At 64.1% G+C, this 19,662-nt stretch carries 14 protein-coding genes and 3 pseudogenes; 8 read left to right on the top strand and 9 right to left on the bottom strand.

Annotation, left to right across the window (positions count from 1 at the left end):
* Positions 1-289 precede the first annotated feature (289 nt).
* Both ACG873_RS25140 and ACG873_RS25135 read left to right on the top strand, forming a co-directional pair.
* Positions 290-1,767 (top strand): annotated as a pseudogene (locus tag ACG873_RS25140) (mannitol dehydrogenase family protein).
* 282 nt (positions 1,768-2,049) lie between these two features.
* The gene (locus ACG873_RS25135) at positions 2,050-2,841 is read left to right on the top strand and encodes an SDR family NAD(P)-dependent oxidoreductase (RefSeq protein ID WP_394888504.1); all 792 of its coding nucleotides are present in this window, start codon (positions 2,050-2,052) and stop codon (positions 2,839-2,841) included.
* Between the two features lie 59 nt (positions 2,842-2,900).
* Here ACG873_RS25135 and ACG873_RS25130 read toward each other — a convergent pair whose 3' ends face one another.
* Positions 2,901-3,596 (bottom strand): TetR/AcrR family transcriptional regulator, encoded by a 696-nt coding sequence (locus ACG873_RS25130; protein ID WP_394888503.1) that lies wholly within the window; start codon positions 3,594-3,596, stop codon positions 2,901-2,903.
* A gap of 192 nt (positions 3,597-3,788) precedes the next feature.
* Here ACG873_RS25130 and ACG873_RS25125 point away from each other — a divergent pair, with 192 nt between their 5' ends.
* A complete protein-coding gene (locus tag ACG873_RS25125; RefSeq protein WP_394888502.1) occupies positions 3,789-4,277 on the top strand; it encodes a RidA family protein in 489 nt (162 codons plus the stop codon).
* A 352-nt stretch (positions 4,278-4,629) separates the two neighbouring features.
* Here ACG873_RS25125 and ACG873_RS25120 read toward each other — a convergent pair whose 3' ends face one another.
* Entirely contained in the window at positions 4,630-5,439 is an 810-nt protein-coding gene (locus ACG873_RS25120; protein ID WP_394888501.1) for a class I SAM-dependent methyltransferase, read from the bottom strand.
* A gap of 238 nt (positions 5,440-5,677) precedes the next feature.
* Here ACG873_RS25120 and ACG873_RS25115 point away from each other — a divergent pair.
* Both ACG873_RS25115 and ACG873_RS25110 read left to right on the top strand, forming a co-directional pair.
* Positions 5,678-7,262: pseudogene (locus tag ACG873_RS25115) on the top strand (FGGY-family carbohydrate kinase).
* A gap of 33 nt (positions 7,263-7,295) precedes the next feature.
* A pseudogene (locus tag ACG873_RS25110) lies at positions 7,296-8,116 on the top strand (hypothetical protein).
* Between the two features lie 116 nt (positions 8,117-8,232).
* Here the strand turns inward: ACG873_RS25110 and ACG873_RS25105 are convergent.
* A complete protein-coding gene (locus ACG873_RS25105) occupies positions 8,233-8,667 on the bottom strand; it encodes a KTSC domain-containing protein (RefSeq protein WP_394888500.1) in 435 nt (144 codons plus the stop codon).
* Between ACG873_RS25105 and ACG873_RS25100 the strand changes: the two genes are divergently transcribed.
* Entirely contained in the window at positions 8,668-10,065 is a 1,398-nt protein-coding gene (locus ACG873_RS25100) for an MATE family efflux transporter (RefSeq protein ID WP_394888499.1), read from the top strand.
* Between the two features lie 727 nt (positions 10,066-10,792).
* Here the strand turns inward: ACG873_RS25100 and ACG873_RS25095 are convergent.
* From ACG873_RS25095 to speB, 6 genes are all read right to left on the bottom strand, one after another.
* The gene (locus tag ACG873_RS25095; protein WP_394888498.1) at positions 10,793-11,563 is read right to left on the bottom strand and encodes a carbon-nitrogen hydrolase family protein; all 771 of its coding nucleotides are present in this window, start codon (positions 11,561-11,563) and stop codon (positions 10,793-10,795) included.
* The gene (locus ACG873_RS25090; RefSeq protein WP_394888497.1) at positions 11,563-12,366 is read right to left on the bottom strand and encodes an ABC transporter permease; all 804 of its coding nucleotides are present in this window, start codon (positions 12,364-12,366) and stop codon (positions 11,563-11,565) included. The genes ACG873_RS25095 and ACG873_RS25090 overlap by 1 nt, the downstream gene beginning before the upstream one ends.
* On the bottom strand, positions 12,363-13,217 hold the full coding sequence (locus ACG873_RS25085) for an ABC transporter permease (RefSeq protein ID WP_394888496.1): 855 nt from the start codon (positions 13,215-13,217) through the stop codon (positions 12,363-12,365). The genes ACG873_RS25090 and ACG873_RS25085 overlap by 4 nt, the downstream gene beginning before the upstream one ends.
* Before the next feature lie 190 nt (positions 13,218-13,407).
* Positions 13,408-14,445, bottom strand: a complete 1,038-nt coding sequence (locus tag ACG873_RS25080; protein ID WP_394888495.1) for an ABC transporter ATP-binding protein — start codon at positions 14,443-14,445, stop codon at positions 13,408-13,410.
* A 181-nt stretch (positions 14,446-14,626) separates the two neighbouring features.
* Complete coding sequence (locus ACG873_RS25075; RefSeq protein WP_394888494.1) at positions 14,627-15,718, bottom strand: ABC transporter substrate-binding protein; 1,092 nt, start codon at positions 15,716-15,718, stop codon at positions 14,627-14,629.
* A gap of 145 nt (positions 15,719-15,863) precedes the next feature.
* Entirely contained in the window at positions 15,864-16,925 is a 1,062-nt protein-coding gene (speB, locus tag ACG873_RS25070; RefSeq protein WP_394888493.1) for an agmatinase, read from the bottom strand.
* A 198-nt stretch (positions 16,926-17,123) separates the two neighbouring features.
* Here speB and gcvA point away from each other — a divergent pair, with 198 nt between their 5' ends.
* Together gcvA and pncB are read left to right on the top strand one after the other, a co-directional pair.
* On the top strand, positions 17,124-18,095 hold the full coding sequence (gene gcvA, locus ACG873_RS25065; RefSeq protein WP_394888492.1) for a transcriptional regulator GcvA: 972 nt from the start codon (positions 17,124-17,126) through the stop codon (positions 18,093-18,095).
* 111 nt (positions 18,096-18,206) lie between these two features.
* Positions 18,207-19,514 (top strand): nicotinate phosphoribosyltransferase, encoded by a 1,308-nt coding sequence (gene pncB / locus ACG873_RS25060; protein WP_394893688.1) that lies wholly within the window; start codon positions 18,207-18,209, stop codon positions 19,512-19,514.
* Positions 19,515-19,662 lie beyond the last annotated feature (148 nt).

The following is a 19,662-nucleotide window of genomic DNA, read 5'->3' as shown; positions in this document are numbered from 1 at the left end:
AGTCGCTTTTCGGGGCCGATTCTGGCGTCCTTTCTGACACGGCATGGATTCCCGACACTCTCCGCTCGTTCCTCGCTCACGAGGTCGGGAATGACGAACTGCCGGGTATGTTCCCACTAGCCGCCAACGTCGACGACTGGCGGAGACGGAGAGGGAAATCCGTCATTCTCGACCTCGTGAGCGAGCGCAGCGAGCAGAGAGTGTCGGGAATCCATGCCTCAACTCAGCGGAAATCAGAGTCGGTCCAGAACGGCCGATTTTTCTCATGTCACGGCAGAGGCCTCTGAAAATGACCATTAAGCTCTCGTCCGAGACCCTGACCCGCCTCCCCCCAGCGTCGCCGCGCCAAAATACCGCCGCAGTGACCTCAGCCCCGGGATCCTGCATTTCGGCGTCGGCAATTTCCACCGCGCGCATCAGGCGGTCTATCTCGATGATTTGTTCAACGCCGGCAGCGATCATGACTGGGCGCTGGTCGGGGCTGGGGTTTTCGAGGGCGAAAGAGCAGGGCGCGAAAAACTCGCGAGCCAAGATTTTCTGACCACGGTGGTCGAGCAGGACGACGGCCACATGCAGGCGCGGGTGACCGGCGCGATGATCGATTTTCTTGTCCCCGGCGACAGCGCCGCCATCATCCGCCGGCTGACCGATCCGGCGATCCGCATCGTCTCGCTGACCATCACCGAGGGCGGTTATTTCATCGATCCAGCGTCGGGGAAATTCAATCCCGGACATCCCGCGATTATCGCCGACGCCGCCGACATCGACCATCCTTCGACCGTATTCGGCATCATCCTGGCTGGACTGAAGCGGCGTCGGCAGGCCGGGACGCCTGCCTTTACGATCATGTCGTGCGACAACATTCCGCATAATGGTCATGTCACCGCCGACGCGATTATCGGCCTGGCGCGGATCGCCGATGACGGCCTGGCGGACTGGGTGAGCGAGAATGTGGCCTTTCCCAACGGCATGGTCGACCGCATCACCCCCGCCACCACCGACCGCGAACGCGCGATCCTGGCCGAAAAGTTCGGCGTCGAGGACGCCTGGCCGGTGTTTTGCGAGCCGTTCCGGCAATGGGTGCTGGAGGACAATTTTCCGGCTGGCCGACCGGCGCTGGAAAAGGCGGGCGTCCAGTTTGTCGACGATGTCTCGCCTTTCGAACTGATGAAGATCCGCATCCTGAATGGCGGCCATGCGACGATCGCCTATCCCGCCGGGCTGATGGACATCCATTTCGTGCACGAGGCGATGCAGGAGCCGCTGGTGCGGGCGTTTCTGGCCAAGCTCGAGCGCGAGGAGATAATCCCGACGGTGCCGCCGGTGCCCGGCGTGGTGCTGGAGGAGTATTTCGAGCTGATCGAGCGGCGGTTTTCCAATCCGAAGATCGGCGACACGGTGCGGCGGCTCTGCCTCGACGGCTCGAACCGGCAGCCGAAATTCATCATCCCGACCATCGCCGACCGGCTGAAGGAAGGGGCGGGCATAGAGGGTCTGGCGCTCGAATCCGCGCTGTGGTGCCGCTACTGTTTTGGAATCACCGAGTCCGGCGCCGAGATCGCGCCAAACGACCCGAATTGGGACCGGCTGCTGACGACCGCCAGAGCGGCGAAGGACGATGCCGGAACGTGGCTGGCGATGGAGGATATTTACGGCGACGTTGGCCGGTCGGAGATATTTGCGGCGGCGTTTGCGGATGCGCTGGAGATGCTGTGGCGGGTGGGTACGCGGGAGACGCTGGGGCGGTATTTGGGTAGGACGCCGTGAGGTCTGTGTTCGCGAGAATTTCGCGCTAAGCTGATAGGGCGGTGCCCGACCCCCTCTCCGTCCGCTTCGCGGCCACCTCTCCCCCATGAAGAATGGGTGCGAGGAATAGCGCGGTTTCGGCGATTGGCGTTTCCTCGCCCCCGCTTGCGGGGGAGAGGTGGCCGCGAAGCGGACGGAGAGGGGGTCTTTGGCACCACCCTAGCAAATTTGTCGTGGCACCCACCCTTCCGGAAGCAGGCGAGCTCGCATAATTTCTCGCAATTGAAGATGGCGGAGGCTTTCATGGATCTGGGACTCAAGGGCAAGGTGGCCGTCATCACCGGCGCGAGCGTCGGCATCGGGCTGGGCGTCGCGGAGACCTTTGCGAGAGAGGGCGCGCACGTGGTGATGGCCGCGCGCGGCGAGGAGCGCCTTGCCGCCGAGGCCGAGCGGATCGCGCGCGAACATGGCGTCACTGCGCTTCCGGTGGCCTGCGACGTGGCGACGGTGGACGGCGCGGCGGCTCTGGTCGAAGCGGCCCAGGAAAAATTCGGCGGCGCGGATATCCTCGTCAACAATGCCGGCACAGGCTCCAACGAGACCATCATGGAAGCCGCCGACGACAAGTGGCAGGTCTACTGGGAACTGCATGTAATGGCGGCGGTGCGGCTGGCGCGCGGTTTCGTGCCGATGATGCGTGCGCGGGGTGGAGGAGCCATACTGCACAACGCCTCGATCTGCGCGGTGCAGCCGCTGTGGTACGAGCCGATCTACAACGTCACGAAGGCCGCGCTGCTGATGTTTTCAAAGAACCTCGCCAACGAGGTGATCAGGGATAATATCCGCGTCAACACCATCAATCCCGGGCTGATCCTGACGCCCGACTGGGTCAAGACGGCGAAGCAGCTGACGGCGGAGAGCGGCGGCGACTGGGAAGGCTATCTGCAGTCGGTGGCGGACGAGCACGCGCCGATCAAGCGGTTCGGGACTGTCGAGGAACTGGCAAACTTTTTCGTGTTCCTGTGCTCGGACCGGGCGAGCTACGCCGTCGGGGCGACCTATCACGTCGACGGAGGCATGCTGAAGACGATTTGAGGACGGAGGCCGTGCGTCCCGCCTTCTACTCATTGCGCAGGAGATGTAGGAAAAGTTCATTATCCTGGAGCGAGGCCATCGAGCAGGAAGCCGAGGCCTTTCCGGAAGGCGCCATCCCAGTCGCTGTCCAACAGCAGGCGGGAGCGTTCGATTGTCGGGTAGCGTTCGCCGGGACGTGTAAGGCACTGCTGCGTGGCGGCCCTGCCGTCGTCCGGGAGGTCGAAGTTCGCCCGGGTGATGGTGGCGCCCATCACATAGTTCCAGAGCGACCATATCGCGACGTTCAGATCCGCGTCCGCTACACCGGCTTTTGACAAGGTCTTGCTCAACAGTTCCAGGCGACCGAGGATGTTCGGGCCGAGCGCCCGGCGCGGCAGCAGCGATGCCGACCAGGGATGGCGCAGCATGCCGGCGCGCCAGTCTTCGAGCATATGAACGAGTTCTCCGCGCCAGTCTTGGGATTCAACCATTTGCGGCGGTCCGCGATATTCGAGCACCGAGTCGAGCGCCAGATCAAAGACATCCTCTTTGTTGTCGACGTGCCAGTATAGGCTCATCACGCCCGAGCCGAGCCGATCGGCCAGCCGGCGCATCGTCAAGCCGTCGAGCCCTTGAGCGTCCAGCAGTTCCACCGCGGTCGCCACGATACGTTCCCGAGAGAGCGGCGGTTCACTGCGCGGCTCCTGCACGGGCTGGAGCGAGACACTGGTCCGTTGAGACTGCTTGCTCCGGGCGCCGCTGCGTTTGGCTGCCATCCGTCTTCCTCGCTGGTCGGTACCTCGATTTTGGCAGGCAACGTCAGGAATGTCGATGCTGAGCGGTTGACTCGTACATCATACCATAGGATGACTCGTGCGGCGTACGAGTCGATCGGATAGGCGATGGATTAAAGTTCAATCCTGACGGCCGCAAGGGTGCTCGTAGCCCTCAGAGCCAAGAGAAAAATCATGTCACGCGCAATCAAGCATCTGCTTATCGGAGGGCTAATCATCATGACCATGGGCGTTCCCACTGCGACGACAGCGAATGAGAACGATCTCAAGCTGACCATCGTCAATCCACAAAACCTCTTCGACCCGACGCCGAATGGCTACAGCACGGCGGTGATCGTGCCCGGCGGAGCCAAAGTGGCTTACATCTCCGGACAGGGCGGCCAGGACAGCACGGGAGCCTTGTCGCCCGATTTCGCCGTCCAGGTTAAGCAGGCCTACGCAAATTTGCGCACCGCCCTCGATGCGCTCGGCGCAAAGCCGGATCAGGTCGCCAAGCTCACGGTCTTCGTGGTCGATCACGATATGTCCAAGCTCGGGGTGTTGACCCAGAACGTCAAGGAAATGTTCGGCGAGGCGTTGCCGGCGCAGACCCTGGTTCCCGTTCCCAAGCTTGCAATCGACCCCATGCTCTTCGAGGTGGAGGCCGTGGTCGTGCTTGACTAGCGGCGCGACGCTGTTGGCCCGATCGCTCAAGCTCACCAGCATTGTCGTCAACGATCAGGACAGGGCGCGTCGCTTTCCGCGACGAACCGAAGCCGATGGGACCGACCCTTGTCGTGGATTTCGACGACACCTGCGGCAACCTCATCCGCCTCGTGGAAGGCTGGCCTAGGCGAGGAAGCACGGCGCTGGACCTCCCGGCATCCGCAAATTTCGTCCGATCTTCGAATCCGGTCTCCAGCCGGGGCGAACACCACCAGCCAACTTTCCATCATTGAGAAACCTGCCGTCACCTGCCATTGCCCAGATTTGTCCCCTCAGAACGCTATCCGGGATGGATCATGCGGGAAGCACTTTACCCTTTGGCTGTCGCCAGATTGGTGCTGAGCTCGAAAGCGAGTCCCGATCCATCGCTGTATGGCCGCAGCGCGGGCGCACTCTCGCTCACGATCTCCTCCACGACGCGTTTGCGATCCTGTTCGCCCATGTCTTTGCCGGCAGCGCTCATGCCGACCAGCGCCATCGTATTCAATCGCAGGAAGGGTGCGCCGTCCTTGAAGCGCATGGCGCGCGATATCGTCTTTGACCGGACTTCGTGAAAGCCGGCGTCCCAAAGCAGCGCCTCAAGCGCGGCTGCGTCTCCAAAGCTGTACCGCTTGTCGGCGATGGCGCCCAGATGGCGTTCCGCGACGCGGCGCAGCTCCCGAAAGAACGGGATTTCATCGTCAGAACGCCAGGTGGCCACCGCCAACCTGCCATCCTTCGCCAGGGCCCGCCGCATCTGCGCCGCGGCCGCGGGCTTGTCGGGAAAGAACTGCAATCCCTGTTGGCAGACGACGACGTCGAACTGCTCTCTGTCATGAAGAGGCAAATCGCTGGAATTGCCCTCGCGCCAGTCGATGCGTGGTGCCACGGCGCGTGCAACGGCGAGCATATCCGAACTGATGTCGATGCCGACGATGTATCCGGCGTCACCGAGGCGCTCCTTTGCGACGCGTGCGACTATTCCTGTTCCACAAGCGATGTCGAGGACACGATCGCCTGGAGACAATTCCAGCTCCTCGAGAGTCATTTCCGCCCACGGCCGAAAGAGAGGATCTACGAGCCACCGCTCGTACATCTCCGGGAAGGTTGCTTGATTCATTGTGTAACTGGGAAGGGTCATGATTATCCTCCGCGAAGTTGCCTCCCGGTCATTATTTCGAGGGCGAACGCCGGTTTCGTCAGCATACCGGTCATTCTGGCACCGAAGCTGGTATGGCGACAATCAACCCAAAGCGGTAGCCTGCCTCCTGCGCCAGGCGACGGGCTCTTGCGCGGTTTCCGGCGGGCATTATGCTCGCGCCCATGCTGCCGCGCCCGAAATATCAATCCCGGACACCAGCGCGAAAGCGCGCCTGCTGATGGAGGGCCTCGTCTGCGCCGTCGATGTCGGCACCGGCAGCGCGCGCGCCGGAATTCTGGACAGGACCGGCAGGCTGCTCGGGCGCGCCGAGCATCCGATCGCGCTCCACCGGCCGAAACCCGACCACGCCGAGCACGATTCTGAAAACATCTGGGCGGCGGTGTGCATCGCCGTCAGGGCAGCTCTCGGCAAGTCGGGCGTCGCGGCGGGAGATATTGCCGGCATCGGCTTCGACGCGACCTGCTCGCTGGTGCTGCGCGATTTCGACGGCGGCCAGCTGAGCGTCTCGACCGGCGGCGATGACCGATGGGACACGATCGTCTGGCTCGACCACCGCGCGCTGAAGGAAGCCGACGAGTGCACGGCGACCGACCACCGCGTGCTCGACTTCTGCGGCGGCGTGATGTCGCCCGAAATGCAGGCGCCGAAGCTGATGTGGCTGAAGCGCAACCTGCCCGAAAGCTGGGCGCGCGCCGGCTATATGTTCGACCTCGCGGATTTCCTGACCTTCAAGGCGTCGGGCTCGCTTGCCCGCTCGCAATGCACGCTGACCTGCAAATGGACCTATGTCGCGCATGAGCCGGAAGGCTGGCGCCGCGATTTCCTGAAGCTCGTCGGCATTCCCGACATGCTGGAGCGCGGCCGCTTGCCCGACAAAGCGAGCCCGGTCGGCGCGGATCTCGGGCCGCTGACGGCGGAGGCGGCCGAGGCGCTCGGCCTGACCGTGAACTGCCGCGTCGGCGCGGGGCTCATCGACGCTTATGCCGGCGCGCTCAGCGTGCTCGGCGGCCATGCCGGCGATCTCGACAGCCTCGAACGGCATGTCGCGCTGATCGCCGGCACGTCGAGCTGCGTGATGGCGATGTCGACCGAGCCGCGCCCCTTCATCGGCGGCTGGGGGCCGTATTTCGGCGTCGCGCTGCCCGGCTGCTGGCTAAGCGAAGGCGGCCAGTCGGCCACCGGCGCGCTGCTCGACCACGTCATTCGCTGGCACGGCGCGGGCGGCGAACCCGACGCGGCGACCCACCGCCGGATCGCAGCGCGGGTGATGGAACTGCGCGCCGAGGAGGGGGCTGGACCTCGCCGGACGCCTGCATGTGCTGCCGGATTTCCATGGCAACCGCTCGCCGCTGGCCGATCCGCACGCGGTGGGCGTGATCAGCGGGCTGACGCTCGATGCTTCCTTCGACAGCCTCTGCCGGCTCTACTGGCGCACCTGCGTCGGCATAGCGCTCGGCGTGCGCCACATACTCGAGGCGCTGAACGAGAAGGGCCACCCCGTCGACACGCTGCATATCACCGGCGGCCACGCGAAGAACCCGCTGCTGATGGAGCTTTACGCCGACGCGACGGGCCGCACAGTGATCGAGCCGCGGGCGGAGGATTCGATGCTGCTCGGCACGGGCATGGTGGCGGCCACCGCGGCCGGCCTGTTTCCGACGCTGGCGCAAGCCTGCGCGGCTATGCAGCAGGGCGGCCGCGAGCGCAAGCCCGACGCGAGAGCGCGAGCGCGGTTCGACCGGGACTATCGGGTGTTCCTGGAGATGCACCGGCAGCGGCAGGTGCTCGACGCGATCGGGTGATGCGGCCTTCACGAAGGTTTCAGGGAGGACAATGTGAAGAGCGAGATTGCGATCTTCGAACTCGCCGGCGAAACAGTGACGACGGTGCTGAAGACGGCGGATCTCGTCGAAGCGCCGAACTGGACGCCCGACGGCGCCGCGCTGGTGGTCAACCGGAACGGCAGGCTCTGCCGCGTCGATCTGGCCGATCCCCGTTTCGTCGAGATCGACACCGGTTTCGCCCGAAACATCAACAACGACCACGGCATTTCGCCCGACGGAGCGACGCTGGTGATAAGCGATTCCACCGAGCGCGGGTCGAGCGAGATCTATACGCTGCCGTTCGGCGGCGGAACGCCCACCCGCGTGACGGAACGAGCGCCCGCCTACTGGCACGGCTGGTCGCCCGACGGACGCACGCTCGCTTATGTGGCCAAGCGTGGCGACACTTTTCAGGTCTATACCTGTCCGGTCGGAGGCGGTGCGGAGTTCCAGGTCACCCGCGGCTTCGACCATTGCGACGGGCCCGACTATACGCCCGACAGCGAATGGATCTGGTTCAACGGAGAGAAGAACGGCGCTGTGGACCTGTGGCGGGTGCGCCCGGACGGCAGCGGCGTTCAGAAGATGACGGACGACGCGCGGGTCAACTGGTTTCCCCATCCTTCGCCGGACGGCCGGCATGTGCTCTATCTCGCCTATGAGCCCGGCGTGACCGGCCATCCCCGCGACAAGGACGTGGAACTCCGCCTGCTGCCGGCCGCCGGTGGCGAACCGCGGGTTCTGCTCGGCCTGTTCGGCGGCCAAGGGACGATGAACGTGCCTGCTGGGCGCCGGACAGCCGAAGCTTCGCATTCGTGCGATATTTTTCCTGAATGAGGCACATCTACTCGTGCAAACTGAGGTGAGATCGTTCGCGGCCCACTGAGCTTAGTGCAGCGAACGCGGCCCCCAGGCTCTGCTCCCTGCCGTTCTGTCGGGCGTCGTCGCGCTATGCGGCGTCTGATTGCTTTGCCACGCGATAGGTGAATCGGTTTCGGATGAAGGCGTTGAAAAAGCGCCCTTTCGAAAATGCCTGCCGGAAAGCCGCGTAGGTTTCGGGAGGCACGTTTTCATAGTCGTAGCGTTTGCCGCTGGCGACAAACCATACCGACAGGGTCCGCGTCGCGGCGTCGTAGTCCGTCTTGCGAATGGAGGTCGAAGGCATAGCGAACTCTCCGGACATCATTATACCCAATCCCGGAACGGCATCCGGGTTCCCGAACGCATTGAAGTCCTGGCTCAACCTTTGCTTCTTCCTCCTCTCTTGCCACTCACGCCGCTTTCGTCCAGATAGGGTCGCAAACAGGATGATGGCTGGCGTTTTGCCGCCGGATTTGCGGCATTCCGTGCGTTCGCGGATGCCGGCTTGCGGAAAGATGGACAAATGACTGTGTTCGAGGCCGGCGCGAGAGCGCCTGCAAACCCTTGGCGTGACGAGGTGCGGGCGATGCTCGCGCTGTCGTGGCCGATGGTGCTCACCAATCTCGGCCAGGTGGCGATGAACGCCACCGACGTCATGATGATGGGGCGGCTCGGGCCGGCGACGCTTGCCGCCGGCGCGCTCGGCTCGAACCTTTATTTCGCGCCGCTGATCTTCGGGCTCGGCCTGATGCTGGCGACCTCGCCGATGATCGCGACCGAACTCGGCCGCAAGCGCCATTCGGTGCGCGACATACGCCGCACCGTGCGCCAAGGCCTGTGGCTGGCGGTGCTGGTCTGCATTCCGATCTGGATCGTGCTGTGGAACACCGAGACGATCCTCGTCTGGATGGGCCAAGAGCCGGCGCTGGCGCGCGAGGCCGCGCTCTACATGGTCTGGCTGCAATGGGCGGTGCTGCCTTTCTACGGCTATATCGTGCTGCGCTCGTTCATTTCGGCGCTGGAGCGGCCGGGCTGGGCGCTGGTCATCGTGTTCGCGGCCGTAACCTTCAACGCGTTCGCCAACTGGTGCCTGATGTTCGGCAATCTTGGATTTCCGGCGTTCGGCATCGCAGGGGCGGGCATGGCGACCACGTTTTCCAGCCTGCTGATGTTTTCAGGGCTTGCGCTGGTGGTGACGCTCGAGCCCAAATTTCGCCGCTACAGGCTGTTCGGCCGGTTCTGGCGGGCCGACTGGCCGCGCTTCATGGCGCTGCTCCGGCTCGGCCTGCCGATTGCCGGCATATTGGCGTTCGAGGTGACGATCTTCAACGCCGCCGCGCTGCTGATGGGGCTGATCGACGCCGCCTCGCTGGCGGCGCACGCCATCGCCATCCAGATCGCCTCGATCAGCTTCATGGTGCCGCTCGGCCTGAACCAGGCGGTGACGGTGCGCGTCGGCCTTGCCTATGGCGCGGGCAACCCGGACGGGATCAGCCGCGCCGGCTGGACCGCCTTTGTGCTCGGCGTCGGATTCATGGCGCTGATGGCGCTGGTGATGATCCTGTGGCCGCGTCTGCTGATCAGCGCCTTCATTGATCTCCAGGCGCCAGAAAACGCTGCGGTGATCGGGCTTGCAGTGTCGTTCCTTGCGTTCGCGGCGCTGTTCCAGATCGTCGACGGCGCGCAGGCGGTAGCGTCGGGCATGCTGCGCGGATTGCACGACACGAAAGTGCCGATGGTCTATGCTGCAATCGGTTATTGGGGCGTCGGCCTGCCGCTCGGCGTGCTGCTCGCGTTCCAGTTCGGGCTTGCCGGCAATGGCATCTGGATCGGGTTGTCGGCGGGTCTGGCGGTGGTCGCCGTGCTGTTGCTGGCGCGCTGGCTGCGAAGGGAAGAACTGGGGCTGACGGTCTGGCGGTAGAGGGTTCTTGTGCAGGGTTGGTTCGCTAGTTAGCCGAACACACAGGGTCCTCATCCTGAGGTGCGAGCGCAGCGAGCCTCGAAGGACGCACCTGTTCATCGCCACGCCCGCTTTCGCGTCTGGCCTCTGTCAAAGAACACTCCCTTTTGCAGGGAGAAGTCGGGAAGCGGGGCGCTTGGCCTTGCCTACCGAAATTGAATACGTGGCGCAGCTTCCGCGCCCCGCCGGTGTCTGTCGCCACGGTCGACCGGTCACGCGCCCCGCTCCATGTTCTTTCCATGGACAATGACGCGCGGATGATCCGCCTTCCGTTCACGAAGCATTGGCGCTTCGCTCGGAATGCCGGCCCGTCGGACGCCCTCAGGCCCGTGGGAACCGAATCCACGGGGAGAGGTCACCGCCGCCCTACCGATCCCCGGTCCGGAACCGGTTCCCGCAAGGGCGATGCCACGGATTATGCGGGTGGGGCGGCATGTGTGCACAAATGCAGGTGCGAAAATTCTTCTCGCCGGCTGTTATGCCATTGATCCAAAACAGTTCTTTTTGCTAACGAGCCGGAATGAGAGTGGATTCTATCCACGTTTGAGGCTCGCAGCGCCCCCTCCACCGCCTTTGACTTCCGGTAGAGCGAGGCAGGATTCCCGACACTCTCCGCTCGCTGCGCTCGCTCACGAGTTCGAGAATGACGACTGCCGGGGGGATTGCCGCAAGTCAGGAACTGCGGCGCTCAGACCCTGAGGTCCGGCAGATAAGTATTCGCGGCGGTCGAGGCGGCGTAGTCGGTGGGTTGGATGTCGGCGAAAAGCAGCGCCTCGCCGGTTTCGGGCGCTTCGGCCAGCATCGTGCCGTCGGGCGCGGCGATGCCCGACAGGCCGGCATAGGAAAACAGCGCGTCATTGCCGCAATGGTTGACGTAGGCGACGAAGAGCTGGTTTTCGAAGGCGCGCACCGGGACCAGCTTGCGCGCGATGAATTCGGCGTGGTCGCTGGCCGGCAGCGCGGTCGGCACGATGACCGCCTGCGCCCCCGTCTGGGCCAGGCGGCGGACGTTTTCCGGGAATTCGACATCATAGCAGATCAGCATCCCGAGCTTCATGCCGCGATGCTCGACGATGCAGGCGGCGGGCTTTCCGGGTGCGAAGAGCTTGCGCTCGTAGGGACCGAAGAGATGCGACTTGCGATAGACGATGCTGCGCTGGCCGTCTGCGTAGATCGCGCTGTTGAAGACCGTTTCGCCGTCGTGCTCGGCGAAGCCGACGACCAAAGCCACGCCGGTCTCGCGCGACAGGGCGGCGAGCCGCTCGGCGAGATCGCCGCCGGCCGGTTCGGCAAGCTCGGAAATCATCTCGCCGGCGCCGTAGCCGGGGATCGCAAGCTCGGGCGTGACCAGAAGGTCGGCGCCGTTTTCGGCAGCTTCCCGAGCGGCCGTCTCGATGCGGAAAAAATTGGCCGTCCGGTCGCCGGCCACCGCGTGCATCTGGAGCGCGGCGAGCCTCATCAGTTCGCCTCCGACGACATTGCGCCGAGCAGCCGCCTGATATCGCCGAACCAGGCGATCAGGCCGAAAACCAGCGCCGCTATGGCGACGAAGAAGACCGATACCGAGGCCATGGTCGGCGTATAGCCGTAACGCAGCGCGTTGAAGATCTTGATCGGCAGCGTTTCCATGACGAAGCCGACGGTCATGTAGGCGACGATGTATTCGTTGAGCGACAAAACGAAGGCGAAGGCATAGCCGGAGACCAGATAGGGCAGGATAAGCGGCAGCACCACGGTCTTGAGCACGGTGCGGTCGTCGGCGCCCATGGTCGAGGCGGCTTCGACCAGCGAGCGGTCGATCGAAGCAAAGCCGAGCGACAGCGTCACCAGCGGCAGGGTCACGAAGAAGATCGCATGGCTGATGACCGCCGTCCACGGCTGGCCGTAGAGGCCGATCGTCGCCCAGAAAGTCAGGAAGCCGAGCGCGGTGATGACCGGCGGAAGGATGAAGGGCGCCACGCCGAGCAGTTGGAAGACATTTGCCCAGGGCGCGATGCGCCGCCACAGGAACCAGGCCAGCGGCAGCGCGATGGCGACCGCAAGCGCTGCCGAAGTGAACGCCAGAACCACCGAGGCGATCAGCGCGCGCCGCCATTCCGGATCGAGAAAGATCTGTGCGTACCAGGAGAGCGAGAAGCCGACCGGCGGAAAGGCGAGATCCTGCTTTTCGTTGACCGAAACGCCTGCGACGACGATCAGCGGCGCGGCGAGGAACAGCGCCACGGCGACGAAATAGAGCCGGCGAAGGAACGTCTCTCTCATAGCGCGTTCTCCCTGCGTCCGACGAGCAACGTCAAGCCGACCAGCGCCAGCGAGATCAGCACGAGGAACACCGCCATCGCCGCAGCGAACGGCATATTGGACTGGTAGATCGCCTGATCGGTGATGAGCACGGACAGCGTCCAGTGCTGTGGCCGGCCGAGGATCTGCGGCAGGAGGTACGAGCCCAGCGCGAAGACGAAGACCATGATCAGCGTCGCGACGATGGTGTTTCGGAGCGCCGGAGTGACGACGTTGCAGAAGGCGCGGATGGGCGATGCGCCGAGCGTGCGCGCTGCTTCCAGCAATGTCGGGTCGAGCCGCACCAGAGCGGGATAGAGCACCAGGATCGTATAGGGCAGCGCCTGGTAGACCATGCCGGTGAGCACCGCGCCAAAACCCGGCAGCAGCGCGACCGGCTCCTGCATCAGGCCCAGCCAGACGAACAGATTGGTGATGCCCGCGGTGCGCGAAAACAGCGTCGACCAGGCAAAGCCGATGATCACCTCCGATAGCGACAGGACCGAGAGCAGGCAGACCAGCCAGACTGTCTGCACGGCGCGCGGGCGGCGGGTGAGCAGATAGGTGAACGGGAAGGCGATGGCCACGCAGCAGATGGCGACCATCACCGACAGCATCAGCGAGAAGCCAAGCACGCTGCCGAAGAAGGCCGACAGGAAGCGCGCATAATTATCGAGCACGAAATCGGGCGTGTAGAAGCCGGCCGGATCGCGCTTGAAGAAGGAGACGGCGATCATCGTCGAAAACGGCACGACGAAGAAGACGACGAGCATGACCGCCGGGAAGAACAGCGGCGTGTAGTCGGCTATGGATTTTGGGGCTTCGCGTCTCATGAAGGGCGATCCGCTCCCGACAGGCGCTCCTCTCCCCGTACTTCGCGGGGAGAGGGTGGCGGCAGCCAGGTGAGGGGCGGCGCCAGCGTCTCAAGGTCGGCGCTGCCCCTCACCCTTACCCTCTCCCCGTGAAGAACGGGGAGAGGGGGGCGTCGACGTTGGCGCTCAAACTGGCAAAGGGTTGTGCATCTCACGACTTCACCACCACGCAGGCTTCGGGCGGCAGGGTGACGCCGACATTGTCGCCGGCAGCGAGGTCGATGCGTTCGCGCGGCGTGGCGACGGCGATGATTGTCGTCCCGCCGGCCTCGACGAAGGTCTCGATCGTGCCGCCGAGATCGCGCACGAAGGTGACCGTGCCGGCAATCGCGTCCGGGCCGGGCTTGCCGAGCCGTACGTCTTCCGGCCGGATCGAGATGGATGCCTTGGCCGTGCCTGTAGGCAGGGAGAGCCCGGGGATCACCTTCCCGAGGGCCGAGGCGCGGCCCGAACTGTCGGCGGTGACGTCCAGGAGATTGGTCGAGCCGATGAAATCGGCGACGAAGGCGTCGGCGGGCTTGCGATAGATTTCCATCGGCGAGGCTGCCTGGCGGATGCGCCCCTCGCCCATGACGACGACGAGATCGGCCATGGTCATCGCCTCGCGCTGGTCGTGCGTGACGACGAAGGTGGTAATGCCGAGCCGCTGCTGCAGTTGGCGCAGTTCCACCTGCATGGATTCGCGGAGCTTGGCGTCGAGCGCCGACATCGGCTCGTCGAGGAGGAAGAGTTTCGGCGACAGAGCGAGCGCGCGGGCGATGGCAACGCGCTGGCGCTGGCCGCCGGAGAGTTTTGCGACGGGGCGGTCGGCGAAGCCGGGGAGGTGAACGAGCTTCAGGAGTTCTTCGGCGCGCCGCTTCTGCTCGTCCTTCGAAGCGCCGCGGATGCGCAGCGCGTAGGAGATGTTGTCGCCGACGGAAAGATGCGGAAACAGAGCCAGCGACTGGAACACCATGCCGAGATTGCGCTTGTGGGTGGGGACAGGCGTGATGTCCTCGCCGTCGAGGATGATGGCGCCTTCGGTCGGCTCCTCGAGGCCCGCGATCATGCGCAGGAGCGTGGTCTTGCCACAGCCGGACGGGCCGAGCAAACAGACGAACTTGCCGTGCGGAACCGACAGAGTGACGTTGTCGACCGCTTTGAAGTCGCCGAATTGCTTGGTGATATCTTGCAGTGCCAGTCCGGACATAGCTTACCCCATTTGGTCGCGCGAGACCCCCTCACCGCCTCGCTGCGCCCGGCACCTCTCCCCCTGAAATGGCGAGAGGAACCGTGGCGGGCCTGGCGCCTTTCCTCTCCCCTTTTGAGGGGGAGAGGTGGCCGCGAAGCGGTCGGTGAGGGGGTCGGCGCTTCACAACGCTTGTTGCGAGCTACGCCGCGACGATCAGCTCGGTCCACTTCTGGTTTATCCAGTCGGACTTGGTCGTGTAGAGGTCGTAGCGCGGCAGGATCGGTGGGATTTCGGATGACACCGCCGCGAATTCCTCGGCCGTCAGGTCGAGCACTTCCTTCTTCAGCGTCGGCGCCGTGCCGACCTTGCGTGACATCAGTCCCTGGATCGCCGGCTGGCTCATATAGTCGATGAAGACATGCGCCTCGTCGACCTTTTCGGAGGCGCGCGACAGGACCCAGTTGCCCGAATCCTGGATGCCGCCCTCCTTCGGGAAGGTCGAGCGGACCGGCTGGCCGTCGGCGGCGGCAAGGCCGGTCACGTCGTGGTAATATTGCCCCATCGGGATCTCGCCCGACTTCAGCGCCTGCTCGAACTGCGCTTCGTCGCGATACCAGAGGCGGACGTTCGGCTTCAGCTCGGCGAGCTTTTCCATGGTCTTGAGGATGCCTTCCTCGGTGTCGAGCGCCTTGGTGCCGCCCATGAAGGTCGTGGAAGTCACTTCGAGCAGGAATGAGTTGGAGGCGAGCGCAAGTAGGCCGAGCTTGTCGGCGTTGGCCGGATCCCACATGTCGGCCCAGGAAACCGGCGGCTCCTTGAACACTTCGGTGTTGGTGACCAGCGTGATGTACCAGGCCACGGCGCCGACGCCAGCCACGCGGCCGTCCGGATATTTGCTGATGAAGTGCGGCAGCAGGCTATCGAAGTTCTTGATCCTGGCCGAGTCGATCGGTGTCCAAAGTTCGGTTGGCAGGCCTTTCAGCGTGGACGTCTGCGACATCATCGAAACGTCGGCGGGCGCCTGGCCGGCCTTGGCGGCCTGTTCAAGCTGCACCAGCCACGCCTCGCCGGTCGGCTCGGCGATCGATTCCACGGCAATGCCGGTGGCCTTGGTGAACTCCGGAAAGATGTTCTCGTCGAAGGATTTCTTGAAGTAGCCGCCATAGACGCCGATCTTCAGCGACTTGTCCTGCGCGCGCAGGATCGACGGCATTGCCAGCATGCCGGCGGTGGCCAGGCCGGCGCCAAGCACCGCGCGGCGGCTCACTTGCCCGTTCAGAATTCGTTTCATCGGTATTCTCCTCTATTTGCCGGCTTTGCGGCTGTTCCCTTGTTTCTGGTTCATTAAATCACCGTGGCGCTTGCGCCTCAATGACGGTAACGCGATGCTGGCGTCTCAGGCGTGGTGTTTCCGCCGGTTTTGTTTCTGCTTTATGTCAAGCTCCCTTGCTCGTGATTGCCGGGCTGAACACCATAAGGCTGAGGATCTCGAACAGCACCTGCGCGCCAGCATGGGCGGTGTTGGTGGTGGAATCATATTGAGGTGCGACTTCCACCACGTCGCCGCCGACCAGGTTGACGCCCTTGAAGCCGCGGATGATCTCCAGCACTTCGCGCGTCGTCAGCCCGCCGACTTCCGGCGTGCCGGTGCCGGGCGCGAAGGCAGGGTCGAGGCTGTCTATGTCGAAGGACAGGTAGGTCGGACCGTCGCCAACGATCTGTTTCGCGCGCTCGATGACCGCGGGGATGCCCATGCCGGAGATTTCCTCGGCGTGGATGACCGTCATGCCGGATTCGTAGGTGAATTCCCAAAGATACTCGGCCGAGCCGCGAATGCCGATCTGGATCGTGCGGGTCGGGTCGAGCACGCCATCGAGCACCGCATTGCGGAACGGGCCGCCATGGTGGAATTTCGTCTGGTCGAAAGCGCCGCCGGTGTCGCAATGCGCGTCGATGTGGATCATGCCGACGGGACGCTTCTTGCCGACCGCCTTGAGGATCGGGTGGGAGATCGAATGGTCGCCGCCGACCGACAGCGGAATGACGCCGGCGTCGACGATCTGGTTGATGCGGCGTTCGATGTCGTCATGGGAAAGCTCGAGCCGGTAGCGGCTCTGGAAGCGGATGTCGCCGATGTCGGCGACGCGCAGATCCTGCACCGGCGCGCAGTCGAGCACGTGGTTGTAGGGCCCGATGCGCTCGATGGTGCGCAGCGCGCGCGGGCCGAAGCGTGCGCCGGGCCGGTTGGTGACGCCGAGATCCATCGGTACGCCGACCAAGGCGACCTGCAGGTCGCCTAAATCCGGATTGTCATGGTCGACCGGCACATAGGGCGCGGTGAGGAATGTCGGAATGCCGGAATAGGGGGCAAGCCGCGTGCCGCTTTCGTTGAAAATCTTGTCGGCGACGCGCCGGAACTGCGGGTTGAACAGTTCGCCGCCGTGGCTCTCGCCGTATTTCTGGCGAAGAGCGTCGAGTTTTCCGCGATCGTAGCCCATTTTCGGCCTCCTCTTTCGGCACGGACGCCCAACAACCCGCGCCGGCCATCTCTGGCCGCGTCGTGCTGTCCCCGGGCATGCCCTCCAAGTTTCTTCTTATTTTGTGCTGTCCCGAATTGTTGCGGCAGCGCAGTTGGAAAATCAATTGATATTGTTGTAGCCTCCAGTGTGAGATCTTCTCACAGGAACGGGCTTCCCATGGCCGCCAAGCGCCTGCCGCCGCTGAACCCGTTGCGCGCCTTCGAGGCGACTGCCAGACATGGCTCGTTGACCAAGGCGGCGGGCGAACTGAACGTCACCCACGGCGCTATCAGCCATCAGATCCGCGCGCTGGAGCAATCGCTCAAGGTGAAACTGTTCGATCGCGCCGGGCAAAAGCTGAAGCTGTCGCCGCATGGGGCCGAGCTTTTGCCGGCCGTGTCGAGCGCCTTTGACGGCATCGCCGCCGCCACCCAGCGCATGACAAGGCCGTGCAGTTCCGGCGCGCTGTCGGTCAGCTGCGTGCCGGCGCTGCTGTCGCTGTGGCTGATCCCCAGGCTCGGCAGCTTCACCGCGCAATATCCCGACATCAGGCTGAAGCTCATCGGCTCCAACGACGCGGCCGATATCCGCTCGCCCGATATCGACGTCTGCCTGCATTACGGCGACGGCAGCTGGACGGATTGCTGGCTGAAGAAATGGTCGGAACTCGAACTGTTCCCGGTGGTCAGCCCGACGCTCATCAACAACCGGCCGATCCGCACGGTCCGCGACCTAGCCGACCACGTGATGCTGCATGCCGACGATGGGCGCGAATGGCACACCTGGCTCGCGGCCGCCGATGCGCTCGATCTCGCCCGGGGGCAGCGCCACCATATGAGCGACGCGCATCTGGCGATCGGGGCGGCGATCCATGGTCACGGCGTGGCGCTGGGCGACTCTGTCACAGCCAGCGGCCTGCTCGCCAAGGGCCAGCTGGTGACGCCGTTCAACCTTTCGGTGCCGGCCGTCGACGCGTTCTATGTGGTGTGCCGCAACGAGGTGAAATCGGCGCCTATCGCCCAGGTCTTCATCGACTGGCTGTTTGCCGAACGGGACCAGTCGGCCGCGGGCGCGGATGTGGCGGTCGCCGGCCAGATCGCCATCCGCAGACGCCGCGCGCCGCCGCGAGCGGCTGCTGTCGCGGTCTGACAGCGGTTCGCGGGCTATCTTTCTATCGGGCCAGCGCTCAAATCCTGAAGCGCGGCGGCATTTTCGATGCTATAGGCGCTGTCGAAAGATAGCAGGAAGGCTCCCAAAATGGTGGCACGGACGGATATAGCGCGGCGCGTCTACAACCACACCTGGAAGCTCGATCCGATCGTGCGCAGCCTGCTCGACACGGATTTCTACAAGCTGCTGATGCTGCAGATGATCTGGGGCATGTATCCCAAGGTCGACGCCACCTTCTCGCTGATCAACCGCGCCACCTCGGTCAGGCTGGCCGACGAGATCGACGAGCAGGAACTGCGCGCGCAACTCGACCATGTCCGCACGCTCCGCTTCACCAAGAAGGAAATGATCTGGCTGGGCGGCAACACTTTTTATGGTCGCAAGCAGATATTCGAGCCCGAATTCCTTGCTTGGCTCGAAGATTTCCAGCTTCCAGAATACGAATTGCACAAGCGCGACGGGCAGTTCGAGCTCGAATTCCACGGGCCGTGGATGTACACCACGATGTGGGAGATACCCGCGCTCGCCATTATCAACGAGCTGCGCTCGCGCTCGGCGATGAAGGCTTTCGGGCCGTTCGCGCTCGACGTGCTTTATGCCCGCGCGAAAGCAAAGATGTGGGCCAAGACCGAGCAGCTGAAGAAGCTGCCCGGCATCCGCATCTCGGATTTCGGTACGCGCCGGCGGCACAGCTTTCTGTGGCAGCGCTGGTGCGTCGAGGCGCTGAAGGAAGGCATAGGCGAGGCCTTCACCGGCACCAGCAACGTCAAGCTCGCCATGGACACCGATCTCGAAGCGCTCGGCACCAACGCGCACGAGCTGCCGATGGTGCTGGCGGCGCTCGCCGACAATGAGGCGGAACTGAAGAAAGCGCCCTACAAGGTTCTGCGGGACTGGCAGCGCTACTATGGCGGCAATCTGTTGATCGTGCTGCCCGACGCGTTCGGAACGGCGGCCTTCCTGCGCGACGCGCCCGACTGGGTGGCCGACTGGACCGGCTTCCGCCCGGACAGCGCCCCACCGATCGAGGGCGGCGAGCGCATCATCGAGTGGTGGCGCGAGAAGGGCAAGGATCCGCGCCAGAAACTGCTGATCTTCTCCGATGGGCTGGAGGTCGACACGATCATCGAGACCTACAAGCATTTCGAGGGCAAGGTGCGCATGTCCTTCGGCTGGGGCACCAATCTGACAAACGATTTCGAGGGCAGCGCGCCGTATGGTGAAACGGACGGGCTGAAGGCGATCTCGCTGGTCTGCAAGGTGACGGAGGCGAACGGCCGGCCGGCCGTCAAGCTGGCGGACAATCCGGCCAAGGCAACCGGCGATCCGCGCGAGATCAAGCGCTACCTGCGGATTTTTGGCGAAAAGGACCGGGTGGAGCAGTTGGTCAAGGTGTGACGCTTACTGGAGGGGATGAGGGGCTGGTTTCACGCATCCGTTCATTGCCGGCGGCATTACCAGCTCTTGCATTAACGTTCCTGCCGACCCCCGCTTTTGCCCACGCCTCAGAGCGCGGGCACGTTCTTCTCCTGCCGACCGGCTATTA

Source organism: Allomesorhizobium aridi, from assembly GCF_043769475.1.
Lineage (GTDB): Bacteria > Pseudomonadota > Alphaproteobacteria > Rhizobiales > Rhizobiaceae > Allomesorhizobium.
This window is presented reverse-complemented; position numbering and strand designations above follow the sequence as displayed.

Coding starts and splice junctions, on each gene's coding strand:
- ACG873_RS25135 (WP_394888504.1), top strand. CDS start 2,050: ATGGATCTGGGACTCAAGGGCAAGGTGGCCGTCATCACCGGCGCGAGC.
- ACG873_RS25130 (WP_394888503.1), bottom strand. CDS start 3,596: ATGGCAGCCAAACGCAGCGGCGCCCGGAGCAAGCAGTCTCAACGGACC.
- ACG873_RS25125 (WP_394888502.1), top strand. CDS start 3,789: ATGTCACGCGCAATCAAGCATCTGCTTATCGGAGGGCTAATCATCATG.
- ACG873_RS25120 (WP_394888501.1), bottom strand. CDS start 5,439: ATGACCCTTCCCAGTTACACAATGAATCAAGCAACCTTCCCGGAGATG.
- ACG873_RS25100 (WP_394888499.1), top strand. CDS start 8,668: ATGACTGTGTTCGAGGCCGGCGCGAGAGCGCCTGCAAACCCTTGGCGT.
- ACG873_RS25095 (WP_394888498.1), bottom strand. CDS start 11,563: ATGAGGCTCGCCGCGCTCCAGATGCACGCGGTGGCCGGCGACCGGACG.
- ACG873_RS25090 (WP_394888497.1), bottom strand. CDS start 12,366: ATGAGAGAGACGTTCCTTCGCCGGCTCTATTTCGTCGCCGTGGCGCTG.
- ACG873_RS25085 (WP_394888496.1), bottom strand. CDS start 13,217: ATGAGACGCGAAGCCCCAAAATCCATAGCCGACTACACGCCGCTGTTC.
- ACG873_RS25080 (WP_394888495.1), bottom strand. CDS start 14,445: ATGTCCGGACTGGCACTGCAAGATATCACCAAGCAATTCGGCGACTTC.
- ACG873_RS25075 (WP_394888494.1), bottom strand. CDS start 15,718: ATGAAACGAATTCTGAACGGGCAAGTGAGCCGCCGCGCGGTGCTTGGC.
- speB (WP_394888493.1), bottom strand. CDS start 16,925: ATGGGCTACGATCGCGGAAAACTCGACGCTCTTCGCCAGAAATACGGC.
- gcvA (WP_394888492.1), top strand. CDS start 17,124: ATGGCCGCCAAGCGCCTGCCGCCGCTGAACCCGTTGCGCGCCTTCGAG.